The organism is Aggregatilinea sp. (genome assembly GCF_036822615.1).
Taxonomy (GTDB): domain Bacteria; phylum Chloroflexota; class Anaerolineae; order Aggregatilineales; family Aggregatilineaceae; genus Aggregatilinea.
Genome location: NZ_DAISHJ010000001.1, coordinates 165,980 through 184,223, shown reverse-complemented (window position 1 = coordinate 184,223; position 18,244 = coordinate 165,980). Strand labels below are relative to the sequence as shown.

Below are 18,244 nucleotides of genomic sequence, written 5' to 3'. Positions count from 1 at the left end.
AAGAATGCGAATCGTCGTCGATGCAATGGGGTCCGATCAAAACCCCGGTCCCGATGTAGAGGGATCGGTATTGGCCGCCCGTGAGTATGGCGAAACCATCGTGTTGGTGGGCGATCAGGCTCGGGTTGAGCAGGAATTATCGCGGCACGCCACGTCTGGACTGCCGATTGAAGTGGTTCATGCCCCGGAGCAGGTCACTATGGAGGACAAGCCGGGGGTGGTAGGCCGGAGTAAGCCTGGCTCGTCGATGCATGTCGGCATGCGACTGGTGCAAGAAGGCCGCGGAGATGCTTTTGTCACGGCGGGCAATACCGGTGCGGCCCTGGCGATTGCAACTTTACAGACGCTCCGGCGTATTCCTGGTGTGCACCGCCCTGCCCTCTCGACCATTTTGTCGCTTCACGGGCAGTCGATGATTCTACTCGACATCGGTGCTAGTACGGATTGTCGTCCCGAGTGGCTGGCGCAGTTTGCTGTGATGGGCGGCGTTTATGCCGAGCGCGCGTTAGGAAAAACATCGGCACGGGTTGCGCTGCTGTCAAATGGGGAAGAAGAAGGTAAAGGTAGCACTCTTGTTCAAGAAAGTGCGGAACTCCTGAGTCGATCTGGGGTTAACTTTATTGGAAATGTTGAGCCGAAAGACGTCTTGTCGAACAAAGCCGACGTGATCGTGATGGATGGGTTTGTGGGCAATGTGATGATCAAGACGCTTGAGGCGATGTCGCGCACGTTGTTCGGGCTTATTCGCCAGGAGCTAACATCCGACTTAAGATCGAAGGTAGGTGGCCTGCTGTCAAGGCCCGCATTCAGACGGGTGTACAGCCAGGTGGACCCCTTCGAGATCGGTGGCGCGCCGATGCTGGGTGTAAACGGTGTCGTCATCATCGGGCATGGCCGTTCGAATGCCATGGCCATCAAAAACGCAATTCGTCAGGCGCGAAGCGCCGTCAACGGCCAGATCGTTGAGGCGATCCGCGAAGGAATCGAGCAATCCTCGCCAGCCGCGAGTTCACGTGATCAGGACACGTCAGAGTAAAGGACGACCCATGGAATTCACACGAAATGGTTTCCCCCGTGTGGTGGTGACAGGTATCGGTGCTGTAACGCCGCTCGGGCGGTTCCCCGAGTTTTGGGAAAAGCTTAAGCGGGGCGAATCGGGTATTCGTCGCATTCAGAGCTTCGATCCCTCTCCGCTTGAGGTGCAGATTGCAGCGGAAGTGCTGGACTTTGATCCCACGGAGTTCCTCGATGCAAAAGAGGCGCGCCGTATGGGACGTCCGGCGCATTTTGCGGTAGCGGCGGTTCAGGACGCAATGGCCGACGCAGGAATATCACCGGCGGATCTCGAGCCTATTCGGGATCGCGTTGGCGTCGATTTTGGATCGTCGATGGGCGGTCACGATCTGGCGCAGCAGGCTTCGTTTGGCTACCGTACGCGCGGGCGCCGTCCGGGGCCATTTTCGCTGATCCAGTCGCTGCCGAACATTCCGGCGCATTATGTGAGCCGTGTCACCGGGGCGCTCGGCCCGCTGGTGTGCATCTCGACGGCCTGCGCGACCGGCACGCACAGCATCGGTGATGGATTCAACCTTGTGCGCTATGGGCGTGCCGACGTCGTTTTCACTGGTGGCGTGGAAGCCATGATCCTGGACTATGCGATCGCGGGGTTCATCTCCATGACGGCGCTGGCGACCGGTTTTAACGACAATCCGGCAGCGTCCAGCCGTCCGTTCGACCTCAACCGCACCGGTTTTGTGTTTGGTGAAGGCGGCGGTGTGCTGGTTCTGGAGACGATGGAGCGTGCCGTGAAGCGTGGCGCGCGCATTTATGCCGAAGTACTCGGCATGGCGTCATCGTCGGACGCGTATCACGTTGCGGCGCTGGACCCCGATGGCAGCGGCGCGGCGCGGGCAATGACCGGGGCGCTTAACGACGCTCATGTCAATGCTCGGGATATCGACTACATCAACGCGCATGGTACGTCGACCAAGGCGAATGATGCCGTGGAGACGAAAGCTATCAAGGATGTCTTCGGGGAGCACGCGTACGATCTGTCGGTAAGCTCGACCAAGAGTATGGTCGGTCACCTTCTGGGTGGTGCGGGCGCGATCGAGGCGATTGCGACCATCATGACGATCTACGAGAAGATCATGCACCCGACGATTAACTATGAGACGCCCGATCCTGAATGCGATCTTGATTACGTGCCGAACGTTGCGCGCGAGCGTGATGTTCGCTACGCAATCTCGAACAGCTTCGGCCTGGGCGGCCAGAATGCGTGTATCGTTCTCGGCTCCGTCTAAGCGTCTGTCGTTTGAAGTTCCCATCAGGCCGGGTTTGATTAGAATCCGGCCTGATGCTGTGTAAGCTGATCTTCGGTGGCCTGTGCACGAGTGCAGAGGACGCTGCCGCCAGCATTGAGCCACTCCTGCAGCGTTGCGCTGGTGTCTAAGCCTGATGTAGCTTCTGAGTAGATCCGCGATCCCCAGTAATAGTAGCGCTGCGTTTCAGCGGGCCACGTGGCCCAGCCGCGGTCGATAACACCGTGGCCGCCGTTATATCCGGCCAGCGCCAGCCCTACATGTCCATTTGCTTTGGCAAGCCCTTCAGCCAGATAGCTCAGGCCGCGCGCTGCGTTCGTCTGGACGTCAAGCATATCTTCGCCGGGAGCGAAGTGAAAAGGCATGACCTGGAAGAGACCCTGTGCGCCTGCATTTGAGCCTACACTTGGATCTCCGCAGCTTTCGATCTGGATCACAGTAGCAATCAGGTTGGGGTCCATCTGGTACAGAATCGCCCACGCATTGATGAGTGGCGCCCAGTACTGGACTTGCGGTGTAAACGCGGGGGACAGCGGCGAGAGTGCGGCTTCCTCCCCCATTGCGACCATGGAATATGCTGGAATCTGGGGTTCGATAACCTCGAAGGTAATCGTTCCTGCGTTAACGGATGTGACAAGTTTGGCCGTGCCAAGCGTTCCGGCAAACCCGATAGCGCCGCAAAGCAGCAAAACGAAAGCCGCGATAAGCGCTTCGATTCGTTCTTGGATTGCAGCAGTGAAGGATGTTGTAGAACGTTCGTAGGTTTGTGTTGCCATGTGTCCTCAAAGTGATTACTCAGGATTAGAACGTATGTTCCAAATCGAGTATTTTAAGGATACCCTATCATTGCGGAAAAATCAATAACAGTAGGGGTAAATTCATGCAAGATTCGTACAATAATGGTGACTTTTAGCGGCTAGAAAGGGTTCTTGAGCGAAGGTAGACAGTCTGTGAGGCGTTCGCTACAATCGAGTAAGGATTGTGGTGCAAGTCCGTGATCAATCTGAACGTAACGGGGTGCGAATGACGGTTGTTGATGTGATTGGTGGTGGTTTGGCTGGAACTGAAGCCGCCTGGCAGCTTGCCCAGCGTGGAATTGACGTGCGTTTGTATGAAATGCGGCCCGTCAAAATGACTCCTGCTCATCTGACGGATCAGTTGGGCGAGTTGATTTGCAGTAATTCACTCGGCTCCGATCTGCCGGATCGCGCGCCCGGTGTTCTGAAGGCGGAACTACGGCGGTTGGGATCGCTATTGCTTCGCTGTGCGGATCAATCTTCTGTGCCTGCGGGTGGCGCTCTGGCGGTGGACCGGGAGCGTTTCGCGCAGCTTATTACCGAAGCGATCGAGAATCACCCACGAATCACGCTGGTTCGTGAGGAAGTGAAGCACATTCCATCGGGGCCAGCGATTGTTGCTACCGGACCGCTAACTGCCGAAGCGCTTGCGGGCGAAATCGCCGCGATGGTTGGCGAGGAGTACCTGTACTTTTACGATGCGATTGCGCCTATGGTGACGGCGGATACAATCGATATGTCGATTGCCTTCCGTGCAAGCCGGTACGGTCGCGGTGAAGACGAGGCGGGCGATTATATCAACTGCCCGATGACTAAAGAAGAATATGACCGGTTCGTAGAAGCGCTGATAGGCGCGGAGCTGATCGATCTGCGGGCTTTCGAGCGCGAAGATCCGCATTTCTTCGAGGGCTGCTTACCCGTAGAACAGATTGCCGCGCGCGGTGAGCGATCATTGGCGTTTGGGCCAATGCGCCCGGTTGGGTTGACCGATTCGCGCACCGGACGCCGCCCCTTCGCGGTCGTCCAGCTCCGGCAAGATAATTTAGCCGGGACGCTGTATAACCTGGTTGGTTTCCAGACGAATCTGCGCTGGGGGGAGCAAAAGCGTGTCTTCCGGCTCATTCCTGGGCTGGAAAACGCCGAATTCTCACGTTACGGGCAGATGCACCGTAATACGTTCCTGAACTCTCCGGTGCACTTGCATCCCACATTGCAGGCTAAGAGCCGGGAAGATTTGATTTTCGCCGGTCAGATCACGGGAGTTGAGGGCTACGTAGGCAATATTGGCACGGGGTTGCTGGCAGGCATCAACATGGCACAGCTTATTCACGGTCAACCCTTATGGGAAATGCCCCCGACCACGATGCTCGGTGCGCTGTGCTATTACGTAACGCATGCCGATCCGGCGGACTTTCAACCGATGAAGGCCAATTTTGGCATTTTGCCGCCACTTGAGGCGGCTCCTAAGGGGAAACGTGACCGGCAAAAGCTGTATGCGGCCCGTGCTTCGGATGGTTTGGAATCTTTTCTGAGCGACATTGGGGCGAACCTGCCGGTTTCGGACTGAGTGAAAGGCGTGGCTGTTGTCAAGTTATCAGGATGGTGATGTCGAGCGCAATATCAGCGATGCCGGGCGCGCGATACTAGTTGGCGTGGAAATCCGGGAAGAGCGATCGCTGTTTTCCGTTGAGGATTCTCTGGATGAGCTGCTGCTGCTGGTGCACACAGCCGGTGTGGAGGTCGTTGGGCGCGTGATCCAGCGCCTTACTCGTCCCGATCCCGCGACGTTTATTGGTTCGGGTAAAGTAGAAGAAATAGCGCAGCAGTTGGCTGAGCTGGGCGCGGGCATGGTGATTTTTGACGATGAGCTGTCGCCACGGCACCAGCGCGAGCTTGAAAAGGCATTTGGTGAAGCTGTTCAAGTACTGGATCGTTCTGCGCTGATTCTCGATATTTTTGCGCAGCATGCACAGACTCGTGAGGGATCGCTCCAGGTTGAGCTGGCGCAGTATGAATACCGCCTTCCGCGCTTGACTCGTCAGTGGACCCACCTTGCGCGGCAAGTGGGAGGTGGCGCAGCACGCGGCGGATCGGGCGGTGTTGGGCTGCGTGGCCCTGGTGAAACGCAGCTTGAAGTGGACCGCCGCGAGATTCGACGCAAAATCTCGAAGCTCAAAGAGGAGCTTGAGCAGGTTCGAGCGCACCGTCAGCGGCATCGCAGTCAGCGGAGCCGTGCCGGAATGCCAACGGTCGCGTTGGTGGGCTATACGAATGCGGGAAAATCTACGCTGCTCAATGCGCTTTCGGGCGCGGATGTTTACGTTGCCGACCAGCTTTTTGCGACGCTCGATCCGACTACGCGCCGGGTGAAGCTGCCGAGCGGTCGTATTGTGCTGCTGACCGATACAGTGGGCTTCATTCAAAAGTTGCCGGTTACATTGGCCGCGGCGTTTCGTGCCACACTGGAAGAAGTCGGAGAGGCGGATGTGATTTTGCACGTGGTGGATGCGAGCCATCCGCGTGCGGTTGATCATATTGATGTCGTTGAGGACACGCTGGCTGAGATCGATGCGACGCGTGTTCCTAAAATCCTGGTGCTTAATAAAAGCGATCTCGTGCCGGATCGCGCGCTTGATCTGGATATAGGGGCTTTGGGATACCAGGAGATTGTGCATGTCTCTGCGTTGAAGAAAGCTGGACTGCAGGATCTACTGGCGGCTGTGGGTCGGGTGCTGTCTGCGTCTATGGTGGAGATCGAGCAGTTTGTTCCGTACAGTGAGGGAGAGTTGATTTCCTCTTTGTACGATCATGGCGTTGTGTTGAGCGAGGAGCATGCAGCTGGCGGCGTGCGTATAAAAGCGCGCGTTCCGGGTTGGTTGGCTAGTCGATTGGCTCGTGCGGATTAGGGTTTTGCTTTGGAAGGATGTGGGGGTATGGGCGGAATTGGGCGCTTGCTTAGTTTGCCTTTCCGTTTGGTTGGCCGCTTGATCGGGGTGCTCTTGCGTCCTTTTGTCGGGCCTGTGAGTCGTCGGTTGGATCGCTCCCCCGCTCTTGGACGTTTGATAGGTCGCGCGTCGTCATCTATGGCGACACAGCGCGGCTTGTTGTTGATGATTGGTGTGGGGTTGTTGTTGTTGAGTTTGGTGATGCATGGTGTGGTGTTGGTGATTATGGTTTTGGCAGGTGGTTTTGGCGCTGGATTGTATTGGTTGTGTATTCCGTTTGCGTTGTTTCATGTGGCGGTTTTGGTGTCATTTGTTGGGATTATGCTGGCAACACCGCTGGGTCAGGGGTATAGCGATCGTGTGTAGCTAACTGTCTTTTGGTTTGTGTGATTTGGTGTTGGTTTTGCTTGGTTAATGACTATACGAAAATGCGATCAATCACGTTGGGGCGCTCGCCATTCTGTTTCCGAGCGTCCCTCGTTGTTATTTGCGTAACGCGCCAACACAAACAGCCAGTCAGAAAGGCGGTTCACGTACTGCTGCACCACCGGATTGACAGCTTCTTCCGTGCTCAGTTCCGCCAGCCAGCGCTCAGCTCGACGGCAAACTGTGCGTGCCAGATGCAGGTACGCCCCAGTCATGCCGCCGCCCGGCAGGATAAAACTGGTCAGCGGCGGTAGTTTGGCCTCCCAGCCGTCGATGTCGCGCTCCAACCCCTCTACCATGTCGGCGCTCACACGCACCAGCCACTTGGGCCGGGATTCGAGCGGCGTGGCAAGGTCGGCCCCAACGCTAAAGAGTTCCGCCTGCACGCGGCGAATGGCGTCAAATACGTCACCCTGGTCGGTTGAGGTTGCGGCAATCCCCAGTATGCTGTTAAGCTCGTCAACCGTCCCGTAGGCGTGCAAACGTACGTGTCCTTTGCTCACCCTGCCGCCTGCAAACAGAGCAGTCTCACCCTTATCGCCAGTACGCGTATAGATTTTCACGGCTGCTCCTTATTCATCTCGACACTATCCGCAACCGGCAGATGAATCGTGACGGTAGTGCCTACCCCAACCGCGCTGTTTAGCTCGATTTTTCCATTATGCCGTTCAACGACAGCCTTGACCAGACTTAATCCCAGCCCAGAACCGCCCGCATTGGTCAGGCCGCGCTGCTGCCCTCGGAAGAACCGCTCGAAGACGCGATTCAATTCCTCATCTACGATGCCAATGCCCGTATCCCTGACGCTGATCTCGACCCAGGATGCCGAGGCCTCCGCCCGCAAGTCAATATGTCCCCCTGAGGGCGTAAATTTGATCGCATTCTCGATCAAATTGATCACGGCCTGACCCAACTGCTGTGTATCGCCCAGGACGAGTGGCAGCGACTCTGGCAGCGTCAAGTCCAATTCCAGGCCTTTTGCACGTACCTGATCCGCCAGTTCATCTACTGTTCGCTTCAGCACCTGTTCCAGATCGCAGGCCTCAAATGCGGGCGTCCCCGACCGCACACGCTCCAGATCGAGAATACCGCTGATGATCCGGTACATCCGGTTCAACTGCGTCCACACGACGGCCATATCGTCGCGCATGTCGTCCGTCATCACCGCTTCGCCATCTTCAGCAAGCAGTTCCATATAGCTCATCGCGGCCTGGAGCGGATTCTTCAGATCGTGACTGGTCATCTGGATCATCTGGCTTTTCAGCCGGTCCAGTTCCTTAAGCTCGGATACGTCGTTGACGACAGCCACCCACCCTTCCCCACGCCGCCTACCTAGCTCCGCAATGTGACAGAGGTAGCTGCGGCCCTGGGTGCTGATGTCGTATGTGTAGGCGCGGTGCCGCCACAGCGCGTGCAGCGCCTTACGTGGGTCGTGTGGCAGAAGATCGTTGGGAACCAAAGTCACAAGGTACTCACCCGCCGCATCGCTAGCCTCTGGGCGCTTGAAAAGCTTCATAGCCGCCGGATTGGCAACCAACACCCGGAATTTGCGATCGAATGCCACAACGGGGTTTTCGGTGCTGGTCAGGATCGTTTCAACCTGATCTTTTGCGGCAACCAGATCGCGCGAAAGTTTGCGTTCGGCTTCAAACAGGCGGCTGTTCGTGATTGCGACCGCCGCCTGCGGACCTAACAACTGCAGCAGTCGCATGTCCTCGCGATCGAACAGGCGACCCTGCCGCCCGGCGATCACCAGCAGCACGCCGACAACATCGTCAGCAAACATCAGCGGCACGCACAGCACCGCGCCAAACGCCTCACGGGCTAAAGGCAAATCGGCCTCACCATGCCAGTCACGACGGAAGTCATCCAGCCGCCGTCCCCGCTGTTCCGCAGCGACCGTTCCAGCAAGGCCCGTCCCGATCGGCACCGTAATGCCCAAATAAGCGGCAGGCAGTTCGTATACCGCCGCGACTTCCAGGGCCTGTTCACGTTTGAGGAAGATCGCCACGCCATCCGCATCCAGCAAGCTCGCCGCCTGAGCCGCAATGGCTGACAGCGTATCTTCGAGGTTGAGGCGGCTCGTGATGGCAAGGCCCACATCCCGTACGGCCTCCACCTGGCGGGCGCGGCCCAGCAGCGGAACCATGATCTGCTGGCGCACCACGGCGTAACTGATCAGCAGCGTCGCAATGGAGCCAATTTCCTCGGGTGTTCCCCTGGCTCGAAAATGGGGACTGATCAGGCTCAAGAGTTGGGCCGTTGCAAACAACAGGATCCCTAACCGAAGTGTTTGGGCGCGAATCTTGCGGCGATTTTGCCAGACGAGGAGCACTGTCGAGAGCAGGAAAATCAGGTAAATAATGCTGGCGGGTGCGTCAAGCTGGTAATTCAGCAGTCCGGTGGAGGTGATCTCAAAGGCGCGCGGCGTTTCGGTGATAAGCAGCAGCGATTGGTAAGCCGCGATCAACACAAATCCGGCTACAGCGGTGATCTGGAACCAGTGCCCACGGATACTTGTGATCACCGCGCTGTAGACGTAGATCGTGATGCTGGCGCTCATGAAGCCGATATCGAGCAGCACCAGCCCAAGCTGCACCGAGCTGTCGCCAGCATTCACATAAGCGGCTGCCCGCGCCAGCAAGGAGCCGGAGGCCCAAATAAGAACAGAGAAAAGAAACAACGCGAAGATTTGATTGGAAGGCGTGCTGGCATCCTGCCACAGCGTCAGCAGGAGCATCGTAAGCGCAAGCGCGAGTGTCAGGCCGTTGAACAGCAGAATAACCGAATTAGCGGGCATGGGGACGCGCTATCATGCAGCCGCTCAGCGGTTGTTTTGTTTTTCGAAGCGGTAGCCAACCCTGTGCTCCGTCAAAATGTAGAGCGGATTCGTCGCATCTGGCTCGATCTTACGCCGGAGCTGGCTGATATAAACACGCGGATAATAAACATCGTCCACATATTCCGGACCCCATACTTGTTCGAGCAGTTCCCGTTGGGAAACGACCCGGCCCGAATTCTCCAGCAGCACAACCAGCAGCTTAAATTCAGTGGGCGTCAGGTGGATTTTCTGCCCGTTGACGTGGACGTGCCGCCGCTGCAAATCGATGTTGAGATACCCGTCGTTGTAGCCGGGTTCCGTCTCGGCAGACATGAGCTGCGAGCGCCGCAAAATCGCCTGCACGCGCGCAATGAACTCGTTCAGCCGGATCGGCTTGACAAGGTACTCGTCTGCGCCCGCATTCAGGCCCTCAATGATATCTTCTTCAGTGACCGCCTGAGCCGACAGCATCACGATCGGCGTCTCCGCCACTTCACGGATCCGCTGGCAGACGGTCAGCCCATCCATCTCGGGCATAACAATATCCAGAATCACCAGCCCAGGTCGTTCGCTGTGAAACGCGCGCAGTCCTTCGAGGCCGTTACCTGCCGTAACAACCGTGAAGCCTTCCCGCCGAAGCTTGCGCCCCAGGGCATCACGAATGGCAACCTCATCATCCACGATCAATACTTTTAAGCCCATCCGTTTTGCTCTCCCCCGCCCTGCTCTATACGCCTTGCCCTCAAACTGCGGCAGCATGCGGTCGCGTACAGGACTGTCACATAACACGCCACGCTAATTTTCCACACCCCATTACTCTATACACCGTTTTTGCCCACGCGCAAGTCAGGCACCCTGCTTTACGTGTTTAGGAAACACACAGCGAGCGGTCGCAGGCTGCCGCCCGGACCGCTCGGCTATCAGTTGTTGGATGGAAGAGAGCCTACGCGTTCACTTCCTGGTGGAGGAAGTTGCGCAGCACCGTCTGAAGGATGCCCCCATTACGGTAGTAATTCACCTCTACCGGCGTATCCAGGCGGCACGTCACCACGAAGTTCTTCTCCGTGCCGTCTTCCGCCACCGCACGCACCTTGACATCCTGACCGGCACGCAGATCGTCATCCAGGCCCAGAATGTCAAAGGTTTCGCGGCCCGTCAGCCCCAGGCTTTGCCAGCTTTCGCCCGGCTTGAACTGGAGCGGCAGCACGCCCATCCCGATCAGATTGCTGCGGTGAATGCGCTCGTAGCTTTCCGCAATGACGGCACGCACGCCAAGCAGGAAGGTCCCCTTTGCGGCCCAGTCGCGTGAGCTTCCCGTGCCATATTCCTTGCCCGCGATGACCAGCAGCGGCGTACCTGAAGCTTGATACAGTTCGGATGCGTCGAAAATGGACATCTGCTCGCCGGTCGGCAGATATGTCGTGACTCCGCCCTCCGTGCCGGGGGCGATCTGGTTACGCAGCCGGATATTGGCGAACGTGCCGCGTACCATGACGCGGTCATTCCCACGGCGGGTTCCGTAGGAGTTGAAATCCTTCGGCTCGACGCCGTGTTCCATCAGATATTTCGCCGCCGGGCTGTTCAAGGAAATCGATCCGGCAGGTGAGATGTGGTCGGTCGTAACCGAGTCGCCGACCAGGACCAGCACGCGCGCGCCCTGGATGTTGCTGAGCGGTTCCGGCTGGGCAGGTAAATCGATGAAGAACGGCGGCTCCTGGACGTAGGTGGAGTCGTCGCTCCAGGCGTACACTTCACTTCCCGTGACTGGGATCGCGTTCCAGGTTTCGTTGCCGTCGTACACATTTGCGTACTGCTTGGCATACATCTCCGGCTTGATTGCCGCCGAGATCGCATCTGCAATTTCGTGCTGCGTCGGCCAGATATCCCGCAGATAGACCGCCTTGCCGTCTGCGTCGGTCGCAATCGGCTCATTCACCAAATCGACATCGATCCGGCCCGCAATGGCATAAGCAACCACTAGCGGCGGAGATGCAAGGTAGTTCGCCCGCACGAAGGGGTTAATCCGGCCTTCGAAGTTCCGGTTGCCGCTCAGGACTGCCGCCGCAACCAGGCGCTTGTCATCGATCACGCCGGATACGGACGCAGGCAGCGGACCGCTGTTTCCAATACAGGTGGTACAGCCATAACCAACCACATAGAACCCGAGTTCTTCCAGGTATGGGAGCAGCCCGGCTTCCTTCAGATACGCCGTGACGACCTTTGAGCCGGGCGCAAGGCTCGTTTTGACATATGGGGCGCTGTGCAGCCCGCGTTCGGCGGCCTTCTTCGCCAACAGGCCCGCAGCCACCATCACGGACGGATTCGACGTATTCGTGCAGCTCGTGATGGCCGCGATCACAACCATCCCGTGACCGACTTCGGCCTTGCTGCCGTTATCCCCTACGGGGACAGTTCCCTTCGCCTTCAGCGCGTCACCGGAAAGCGCAAATCCACGCTCGGATGTCGGCGCAACCAATGCTTTCTCAAATGCGTCTTTGACTTGGCTCAGCGGAATCCGGTCTTGCGGGCGCTTCGGTCCAGCGACGGCAGGCTCTATGGTGCTCATGTCGAGTTCGAGAACATCGGTGAAGATCGGATCGGGTGTTTCATCCGTGCGGAACAGGCCCTGACGCCGCGTGTATTCTTCCACCAACTGCACCTGCTCCGGCGCGCGGCCCGTTTGCAGCAGATAGCGCAGCGTTTCCGCATCCACGGGGAAGAATCCCATCGTCGCGCCGTATTCGGGCGCCATATTCGCCAGAGTCGCGCGGTCGGGAAGGCTCAAGTGGCTTAGGCCCATCCCAAAGAATTCCACGAACTTCCCAACGACGCCGCGCGCGCGGAGAATCTGAGTCACAGCCAGCACGAGATCGGTGGCCGTCGCGCCTTCAGGCAGCCTGCCGATCAGCTTGAATCCGATCACCTCGGGGATCAGCATGTAGATCGGCTGGTCGAGCATAACGGCTTCTGCCTCAATGCCGCCAACGCCCCACCCCACGACGCCAAGGCCGTTGATCATGGTCGTGTGCGAGTCTGTGCCCACCAGGCTGTCCGGCAGCGCCACACGGCGACCATTGATTTCCTGCGTTATGACACCGCTCGCCAGATATTCGAGATTGACCTGGTGAATGATACCTGTGGCCGGAGGTACAACACGGAAATTCTTAAACGCCCCCTGCCCCCACCGCAGGAATTCGTACCGCTCGCGGTTGCGCTCGAACTCGATATCGGCATTGATCTGGAGCGCCGCCATCGAGCCAAAGCTGTCCACCTGAACGGAGTGGTCAATCACCAGATCGACGGGGATCGAGGGCTGAATCCGGGCCGGATCGCCGCTCATGCGCTGCATCGCCGAGCGCAGCGCAGCGAGGTCAACCAATGACGGCACACCGGTAAAGTCCTGCAAAATCACGCGCCCGGGCTTGAATGGCATTTCTTTGATTTCACTCGGATTGGGGGACCACTGTGCCAGATTGGTCACATCCTCATCCGTCACCTCAAAGCCGTTATTGTTGCGGACCACAGACTCGAGCAAGACCTTGATCGAAAATGGCAGCCGGGAAACGGCACCCAGCCCTTGTTCTTCCAGCCGGTCAAGCCGGTAATAATGGATCGTCTCGCCGTCAAGCTCGAAGCTCGAAAGCGTTCCAAATGTGTCCCGGAAATCTCTGTTTGCCATTGTGTTCCTTCCTGGGGACTAGCCGTGTGCAGTCAGGCAGTGCTGCATGCGCCACGCATGAAGCAAGGGAGTCAAGTTTCTGCGTAATTTATGCAGATTTATCTTTCATATTATACCCAAATCGCCTGTTTTTCCCGAAACTGAGTCATTTCTTAGGCGCGCTCTATCGCAATAATGCATCAAGTATAGAGCCAGCCTTGCAGCACGGTCGCTCTTTGCTATAATCTATGTCGCACGCCAACCACCGCCCAGTTCACTAGCACACAGCAGCAGGGAAACACATTGCTCCAGTATCAAATTGAAACCGAACAATATTGGACAGAGCATTTCCAACTGTCCAACGAGGATGTCGAGTACATCTTCTCGGTCTTCCTAGAAGAAGAAACGCCTCTCACCAGTGCAGAAATCGCACATCGTCTCATTCAATATCGTATCAGCCAGGAAGTTCAGACGCTTCGCCGCCAGCTTGAACGCGGTGAGATCTTCCAACCCCGCGATTCATACACGGTTGGACAGAAGCTGATTTTCCCGGCGATGGGATATGCAGCGGGAGAAGTCGTGGACGCCCGTCCCGGCAACAACCCCGAACACGGCGATTTCACTGTCCTGCGTGTCACATTTGAGGGCGGACGCACGCGCGAATTTGCCAGCGCGTTGGCAACCCCTCACACGTTAAACTTTCCTGAAGATGCTGACCCCGCCCAGGTAACTACCAGCATCGACCCAGACGCGATCTTCGATCAGTTCGGAGACGATGTGATTTATCTGATCGAGGAGCGCCTGCGGGAAGAACCGGACGTTGTGAACTTCGCCGGTCGCTGGTTCCTGCGCTCGCTGCTTGTGGATATCGGCATCGCGCAACTCCATCTGGCCGAAGCCGTGCTGGTTATGAACGAAGGTGGACCGCTCCACACGAGCGACATCGCAGCGGAGATCGATCTGCCCCAGGAGGTAGATGCCCGGCTGCGTAATTTCTCGCTAGACAACGCGCTCTTCCATGACCACCGGTTCGACGAAGTAGGACCCGCCGGGCAAGTGCTGTGGTTCCTGCATGAAATGGAACCGCAGGAAGTTACGACCGTCCCGCTGCGGCTTCGTTACAACGCGATTGAATACAACCGCCACGTGCTCACCGAGGATCTGCTGACGATCGAAAACGAGATCGACGATGAGCTGTCGAGTATGCGCTCCCCTGCGCGTCCGGCGGATGAAGTGACGTTCAGCCTGAACTTTCCACACCGGCGTACGGGCACACTGCCGCTCAGCTCCCGTCTGCGTCATTTATTCCCGACCGCCTACGAAGCGCCTCACATCCTGATGACGCTGGTCGATGGACAGTCCGGCGAAGAAATGCAGGGCTGGGTCGTGCGCGAGCATCACTACGTGTATGGGCTGGCTGACTTTTACCGCAAGTACCGCCTGCCCGTCGGCACGTACCTGACCGTGAAGCGTACCGACGATCCGTCTCGCGTTATTGTGAACTTTGCCGCGCATCGTCCACATACCGAGTGGATCCGGCTGGCCGCCGCTGGCGATCACCAGATTCTGTTCGACAACCAAAAACGCGCCATTGGCGCGGAATATGACGAGTTGATGGTGTTGGGTGCAGACGATCTCCAGGGCATTGATGCGCTTTGGCTTCCGCCGGAGCGCGCCGCCCAGCGTCTGCCGGACATCATGCGGCAGTGCGTGTCACAGCTTGCTCGCCTTAGCCCGCAGCAAGCCGTTCACGCCAAGACGGTATACAGCGCAGTCAACGTAATTTTGCGCTGCCCGCCCGGCCCGATCTTTTCGACACTCGTGACGCGACCGGAGTTTGAGCATGTGGGTGGTCCATATTGGCGGTTGTCATAGTGACCTACCATGAATCGACGTAAGGAGTCTCCGTGAGCACATCAGCCAGCGCCGCGAGCCGCCGGGTCAAGCCCACGCTGGACACTAAATTCCACATTGACTACGAATGGTGGAACCGTGATGGGCAAGAACTGCGCGTTTATCTGTTGAGCCATCTGTCATCCGAGCAGCGCGGATTTTTCTCTGAGCATCGTGATACTGAGGAAGTAGACTGGATCGATCCGGTCACCGCCGAAGTTCATCAAGTCGATGCGCTCCAGCGTGCGCTGCAAGAAGCGGCTCGACAGCCAGACTTTATTACGGCGCACACGTCACTGGTAGATGCAGTCTTCCGAGTCTTCCTGGCGAACAACAACACCCCCCTCACCCCGGTTGAGCTGAGCCAGCAGATCGAGCGTCCACCGATGACGATCCTCCGCACGCTTACCGGTGCGACGATCTACAAAGGCATCCGACCCGTCATTGACGACGAGAGTTAGACCGCGCGAACACACGTAAAAACAACCTCAGAAGCCCCTGTAGCTCAGTGGATAGAGCAACCGCCTTCTAAGCGGGAGGCCGCGGGTTCGAATCCCTCCAGGGGCGCTGTAACAAAAATGAAGCCCGCTAGTTAGCGGGCTTCTCGTTTTTCACAAGGCACAACGACAGCTACGACATAATGGACTGATAGAGCGCCTGGGTCTCAGCTTCCGGTGCGCGTCCATCCGAGCGCAGCCGCTCGACCAGCTTCTGATAGTGGCCCGCGGCTTCGCTGCGACGGCCCAGATCCGCATAGAGCTGCATAATCTGGCGGTGGATCGGCTCGAAACGATCGTTTTCACCGACTGCGCGCAGCAGCAGGCCCAATGCATGCTCCTGGCGGCCTTCATCCAGGCGGATGCGCGCCATTTCGCTGAGCGCTTCGAGATACCCCGCCTGATATTCCTGGCGACGCTCCATGATCCAGTCATCACTGTGACCCTGCAGGAACGGGCCGCGATAGAGATCGATAGCTTCCTGCCAGGCTGCGGCCTTGTCGGTCGTCTCCGGGGAGCGCCCTTTCACCAGCGCACCCACGAACGACATAATATCGTAATTGACGGAAACGTCAGGGTTGACGCGGTAATACCCGCCCTCGTGGACCAGCACGTCGAAGTCCAGTGCCTTGTGCAGACGGCGCTTAGTGACGTGGAAGACGTTGACAGCCTGATCGTTGTCGAGATCGGGCCAGAACGCCTGGCAGATCTCCGAGCGTGTCACAACCGGACGGTCCAGCGCGAAGAAGAACAGAAGGCGCGGCAGATGCCCTTCCCAGGTATCAACCGGCTGGTTGTTCAGCAGCACGTAACCTGGCCCCAGGGCGTTGACTTCGAGCAGGTTCGCGCCATCGGTCTTCATATCATAGAAGTCGGTGGCAACCACCTTGTCATCTTCGAGCACGACCGCTTTGCGCTGCGCGATGAGCGACACCCACGGCAAACGCGGCAGCGTGCGGCTGTTGATGACCAGCTTGGAATCCGGCGTCAGGCGTACAATCGCCTGCTCCACGAAGGCCTGCAGATCGTCGGCGCTGTCCGTGCGATCATACTCATCGAGGATGAGCAGGAATGGCTCATCACTCAATTCCTCAACGTCTTGCACAAATGCTTCGAGGAGTTCTGCGTGGTCGGGCTGCGATTCAAAGTGAATCTGGTTCAGGTGACGTCCAAAGGTGGGATGTTGGTTCGCCAGATCGTGCGTTATGCCAGATAGGAAGGACTGCACGTTGACATCGTCCGGCCCCATAGCATAATAGAATACGCGCATTGCGGGATCATTCATAAGCTGGGCAACCAGCATAGAGCGATAGTGGCTGCGAGGGTGCAACAGCGCGACACTCGCGTCCGAAGTGCGCTCCTTGAAGGTTTGGTATGATGCGCCTACCAGATTTCTCAGTTCCATGGTGAGAAAAGTCCTCTGTAGTGGCTTTTGAAAAGAGATACCCCTAGTATAATCACACTAATTAGATAAGGCAAGTACTAAGCTGGTCGTATTCAGCGCTTACGATAAAGTAAGGACGATGAACTTTTGACATAGGGTGGGTATGGCACTAGAATCATGACCAATTACTCGTTTAACCAACTATCAAGAGTCCTTCAACCCATGTACAAAATCACCAGGAACGCAACCGTTCTGGGCGTCGGCCTAGGAATCAGCGCCTTCATCGGCTGGCTGTTGATGCGCGAGGGCAAACGTGCGCCCCAACTTGATGTCATCGTCAAGTCGCGCCTGCCCGAATCCGAAGGTATGCCTGAAATTCCCCTGCCTCTCGAAGATCTTCAAGATGACGAAGATGAGGACGCGCAGACACAGGAAGCAGACGATTTGACCGAGATACGCGGCATTGGGCCCAATTATGCCCAGGCGCTGCGGCAAATTGGCGTGAGCAGCTTCGAGCAACTCGCCCGGCAGAATCCTGAGGATCTGGCGGAGCGATTGGCACTTCATGTCAATATTGGTCCGCTGCGTATCCGCGAGTACGACTGGATCGGGCAAGCCGCACGCAAGGCGCAGCACTAATCTTATGGCCGTCACACCTACCGACATCACCCTGAATCAGCGTTCCGAAGAACTTATCATCAACTGGTCAGATGGCCGTACATGCAGTTACCCCCTCGGCCCGCTGCGTCTCGCATGCCCCTGCGTCGAATGCCGTGGCGGGCACGATCGTATGGGCCGCGAGCACGATCCGAAGAGCCTGTCCGACCTGATTCCGCTCACGCACGTCACGACCGAACGTGTCGAACTCGTTGGGAATTACGCGCTCCAGTTCTTCTGGAGCGATGGGCACAATACGGGGATTTACACCTGGGACTACCTCTACCGTCTGTGCCCCGCGGAGGATGAAACGAATGCTTGACCAGCACAGCGGGCAGGGTATTTTTTCGATCGCTGAGGTTTATCGCCTGCGAGTTGAGGCAATGCACCTCTACGAGCACTGCCTGACCACGGGTGACGACACTTCATTCATCAGCTTTATTGAGGCTCAGATTGTCGAGAATCCGCCTCGACTGCTCGTCATGCACGGCATCGCGGATGACCTTGAGCAGCGGCTCCTCTCACTTCGGGCGCACCACTTTGACGTGCGCGAACGGGTCATGCAGGCGCTGCGCGATGGGTACGACCTCGACATGCAGGATCTCTCGCCCAACGAAGAAAAAACAGATGCGCTGCCGGATGCTCCCCTGCTCCACCAGATGATCGTTGCATCCACGGAAGCCGAAGAATCGCTGCAAACCGACATCCAAACCACGCTGCGGCTTCATCACCTTGTCCTGGATTGGCTGGAAGGGATGAGCGCCGTGTCGATTCGCCAGCACTGGATTAGCCTGACACCGGCTAACACCGGAACGATTCTGCACTAGACGCAGACAGAACTTTTT

General features: G+C 57.5%; 16 protein-coding genes and 1 tRNA gene. 11 read left to right on the top strand and 6 right to left on the bottom strand.

What is annotated here, in order from left to right; all coding sequences use genetic code 11:
- Positions 1-4 precede the first annotated feature (4 nt).
- Positions 5-1,036: a phosphate acyltransferase PlsX gene (gene plsX / locus V7116_RS00770; protein WP_324389395.1), complete on the top strand. Its 1,032-nt coding sequence runs from the start codon at positions 5-7 to the stop codon at positions 1,034-1,036.
- A 10-nt stretch (positions 1,037-1,046) separates the two neighbouring features.
- Entirely contained in the window at positions 1,047-2,303 is a 1,257-nt protein-coding gene (gene fabF, locus V7116_RS00765; RefSeq protein ID WP_324389393.1) for a beta-ketoacyl-ACP synthase II, read from the top strand.
- 38 nt (positions 2,304-2,341) lie between these two features.
- Here the strand turns inward: fabF and V7116_RS00760 are convergent, their stop codons facing one another.
- The gene (locus V7116_RS00760) at positions 2,342-3,097 is read right to left on the bottom strand and encodes a lytic transglycosylase domain-containing protein (protein ID WP_324389391.1); all 756 of its coding nucleotides are present in this window, start codon (positions 3,095-3,097) and stop codon (positions 2,342-2,344) included.
- Positions 3,098-3,344: 247 nt separating this feature from the next.
- Between V7116_RS00760 and trmFO the strand changes: the two genes are divergently transcribed.
- Genes trmFO through V7116_RS00745 form a run of 3 tightly spaced genes read left to right on the top strand, consistent with a single transcriptional unit; the run spans position 3,345 to position 6,429 of the window.
- Positions 3,345-4,685, top strand: a complete 1,341-nt coding sequence (trmFO, locus tag V7116_RS00755) for a methylenetetrahydrofolate--tRNA-(uracil(54)-C(5))-methyltransferase (FADH(2)-oxidizing) TrmFO (protein WP_324389389.1) — start codon at positions 3,345-3,347, stop codon at positions 4,683-4,685.
- Positions 4,686-4,701: 16 nt separating this feature from the next.
- The gene (gene hflX / locus V7116_RS00750) at positions 4,702-6,024 is read left to right on the top strand and encodes a GTPase HflX (RefSeq protein ID WP_324389387.1); all 1,323 of its coding nucleotides are present in this window, start codon (positions 4,702-4,704) and stop codon (positions 6,022-6,024) included.
- A 27-nt stretch (positions 6,025-6,051) separates the two neighbouring features.
- Positions 6,052-6,429, top strand: a complete 378-nt coding sequence (locus V7116_RS00745) for a hypothetical protein (protein WP_324389385.1) — start codon at positions 6,052-6,054, stop codon at positions 6,427-6,429.
- 68 nt (positions 6,430-6,497) lie between these two features.
- Here V7116_RS00745 and V7116_RS00740 read toward each other — a convergent pair whose 3' ends face one another.
- The 4 genes from V7116_RS00740 to acnA form a co-directional block, all read right to left on the bottom strand.
- Positions 6,498-7,052, bottom strand: coding sequence for a cob(I)yrinic acid a,c-diamide adenosyltransferase (locus tag V7116_RS00740; protein WP_324389383.1), 555 nt, complete (start codon positions 7,050-7,052; stop codon positions 6,498-6,500).
- Positions 7,049-9,289, bottom strand: a complete 2,241-nt coding sequence (locus V7116_RS00735; protein ID WP_324389381.1) for an ATP-binding protein — start codon at positions 9,287-9,289, stop codon at positions 7,049-7,051. The genes V7116_RS00740 and V7116_RS00735 overlap by 4 nt, the downstream gene beginning before the upstream one ends.
- A 24-nt stretch (positions 9,290-9,313) precedes the next feature.
- Complete coding sequence (locus V7116_RS00730) at positions 9,314-10,012, bottom strand: response regulator transcription factor (protein ID WP_324389379.1); 699 nt, start codon at positions 10,010-10,012, stop codon at positions 9,314-9,316.
- Positions 10,013-10,253: 241 nt separating this feature from the next.
- The gene (gene acnA, locus V7116_RS00725; RefSeq protein ID WP_324389377.1) at positions 10,254-12,989 is read right to left on the bottom strand and encodes an aconitate hydratase AcnA; all 2,736 of its coding nucleotides are present in this window, start codon (positions 12,987-12,989) and stop codon (positions 10,254-10,256) included.
- 282 nt (positions 12,990-13,271) lie between these two features.
- Here acnA and V7116_RS00720 point away from each other — a divergent pair, with 282 nt between their 5' ends.
- The 3 genes from V7116_RS00720 (at position 13,272) to V7116_RS00710 (ending at position 15,428) form a co-directional block, all read left to right on the top strand.
- Positions 13,272-14,843, top strand: a complete 1,572-nt coding sequence (locus tag V7116_RS00720) for a hypothetical protein (protein ID WP_324389375.1) — start codon at positions 13,272-13,274, stop codon at positions 14,841-14,843.
- Between the two features lie 32 nt (positions 14,844-14,875).
- The gene (locus V7116_RS00715) at positions 14,876-15,322 is read left to right on the top strand and encodes a hypothetical protein (protein ID WP_324389372.1); all 447 of its coding nucleotides are present in this window, start codon (positions 14,876-14,878) and stop codon (positions 15,320-15,322) included.
- Between the two features lie 33 nt (positions 15,323-15,355).
- Positions 15,356-15,428 (top strand) — tRNA-Arg (locus tag V7116_RS00710).
- 63 nt (positions 15,429-15,491) lie between these two features.
- On the opposite strand, the gene V7116_RS00705 is transcribed toward V7116_RS00710, so the two are convergent.
- The gene (locus tag V7116_RS00705; protein ID WP_324389370.1) at positions 15,492-16,628 is read right to left on the bottom strand and encodes an AfsR/SARP family transcriptional regulator; all 1,137 of its coding nucleotides are present in this window, start codon (positions 16,626-16,628) and stop codon (positions 15,492-15,494) included.
- A gap of 336 nt (positions 16,629-16,964) precedes the next feature.
- Here V7116_RS00705 and V7116_RS00700 point away from each other — a divergent pair, with 336 nt between their 5' ends.
- The 3 genes from V7116_RS00700 to V7116_RS00690 are packed head-to-tail and all read left to right on the top strand — an operon-like array spanning position 16,965 to position 18,226.
- Positions 16,965-17,381 carry a DUF4332 domain-containing protein gene (locus V7116_RS00700; RefSeq protein WP_324389368.1) on the top strand — a complete coding sequence of 139 codons (417 nt, stop codon included), beginning with the start codon at positions 16,965-16,967 and terminating at the stop codon, positions 17,379-17,381.
- Between the two features lie 4 nt (positions 17,382-17,385).
- Positions 17,386-17,721 carry a DUF971 domain-containing protein gene (locus V7116_RS00695; protein WP_324389366.1) on the top strand — a complete coding sequence of 112 codons (336 nt, stop codon included), beginning with the start codon at positions 17,386-17,388 and terminating at the stop codon, positions 17,719-17,721.
- The gene (locus tag V7116_RS00690; protein WP_324389364.1) at positions 17,714-18,226 is read left to right on the top strand and encodes a hypothetical protein; all 513 of its coding nucleotides are present in this window, start codon (positions 17,714-17,716) and stop codon (positions 18,224-18,226) included. Before V7116_RS00695 ends, V7116_RS00690 begins: the two co-directional genes overlap by 8 nt.
- The last annotated feature ends 18 nt before the right edge of the window (positions 18,227-18,244 follow it).

What these genes read in the sequence shown, in the direction of transcription:
- trmFO (WP_324389389.1), top strand. Translation starts at nt 3,345, where the DNA reads ATGACGGTTGTTGATGTGATTGGTGGTGGTTTGGCTGGAACTGAAGCC.
- acnA (WP_324389377.1), bottom strand. Translation starts at nt 12,989, where the DNA reads ATGGCAAACAGAGATTTCCGGGACACATTTGGAACGCTTTCGAGCTTC.
- fabF (WP_324389393.1), top strand. Translation starts at nt 1,047, where the DNA reads ATGGAATTCACACGAAATGGTTTCCCCCGTGTGGTGGTGACAGGTATC.
- V7116_RS00745 (WP_324389385.1), top strand. Translation starts at nt 6,052, where the DNA reads ATGGGCGGAATTGGGCGCTTGCTTAGTTTGCCTTTCCGTTTGGTTGGC.
- V7116_RS00730 (WP_324389379.1), bottom strand. Translation starts at nt 10,012, where the DNA reads ATGGGCTTAAAAGTATTGATCGTGGATGATGAGGTTGCCATTCGTGAT.
- V7116_RS00705 (WP_324389370.1), bottom strand. Translation starts at nt 16,628, where the DNA reads ATGCGCGTATTCTATTATGCTATGGGGCCGGACGATGTCAACGTGCAG.
- V7116_RS00760 (WP_324389391.1), bottom strand. Translation starts at nt 3,097, where the DNA reads ATGGCAACACAAACCTACGAACGTTCTACAACATCCTTCACTGCTGCA.
- V7116_RS00700 (WP_324389368.1), top strand. Translation starts at nt 16,965, where the DNA reads ATGTACAAAATCACCAGGAACGCAACCGTTCTGGGCGTCGGCCTAGGA.
- V7116_RS00695 (WP_324389366.1), top strand. Translation starts at nt 17,386, where the DNA reads ATGGCCGTCACACCTACCGACATCACCCTGAATCAGCGTTCCGAAGAA.
- plsX (WP_324389395.1), top strand. Translation starts at nt 5, where the DNA reads ATGCGAATCGTCGTCGATGCAATGGGGTCCGATCAAAACCCCGGTCCC.
- V7116_RS00690 (WP_324389364.1), top strand. Translation starts at nt 17,714, where the DNA reads ATGCTTGACCAGCACAGCGGGCAGGGTATTTTTTCGATCGCTGAGGTT.
- V7116_RS00735 (WP_324389381.1), bottom strand. Translation starts at nt 9,289, where the DNA reads ATGCCCGCTAATTCGGTTATTCTGCTGTTCAACGGCCTGACACTCGCG.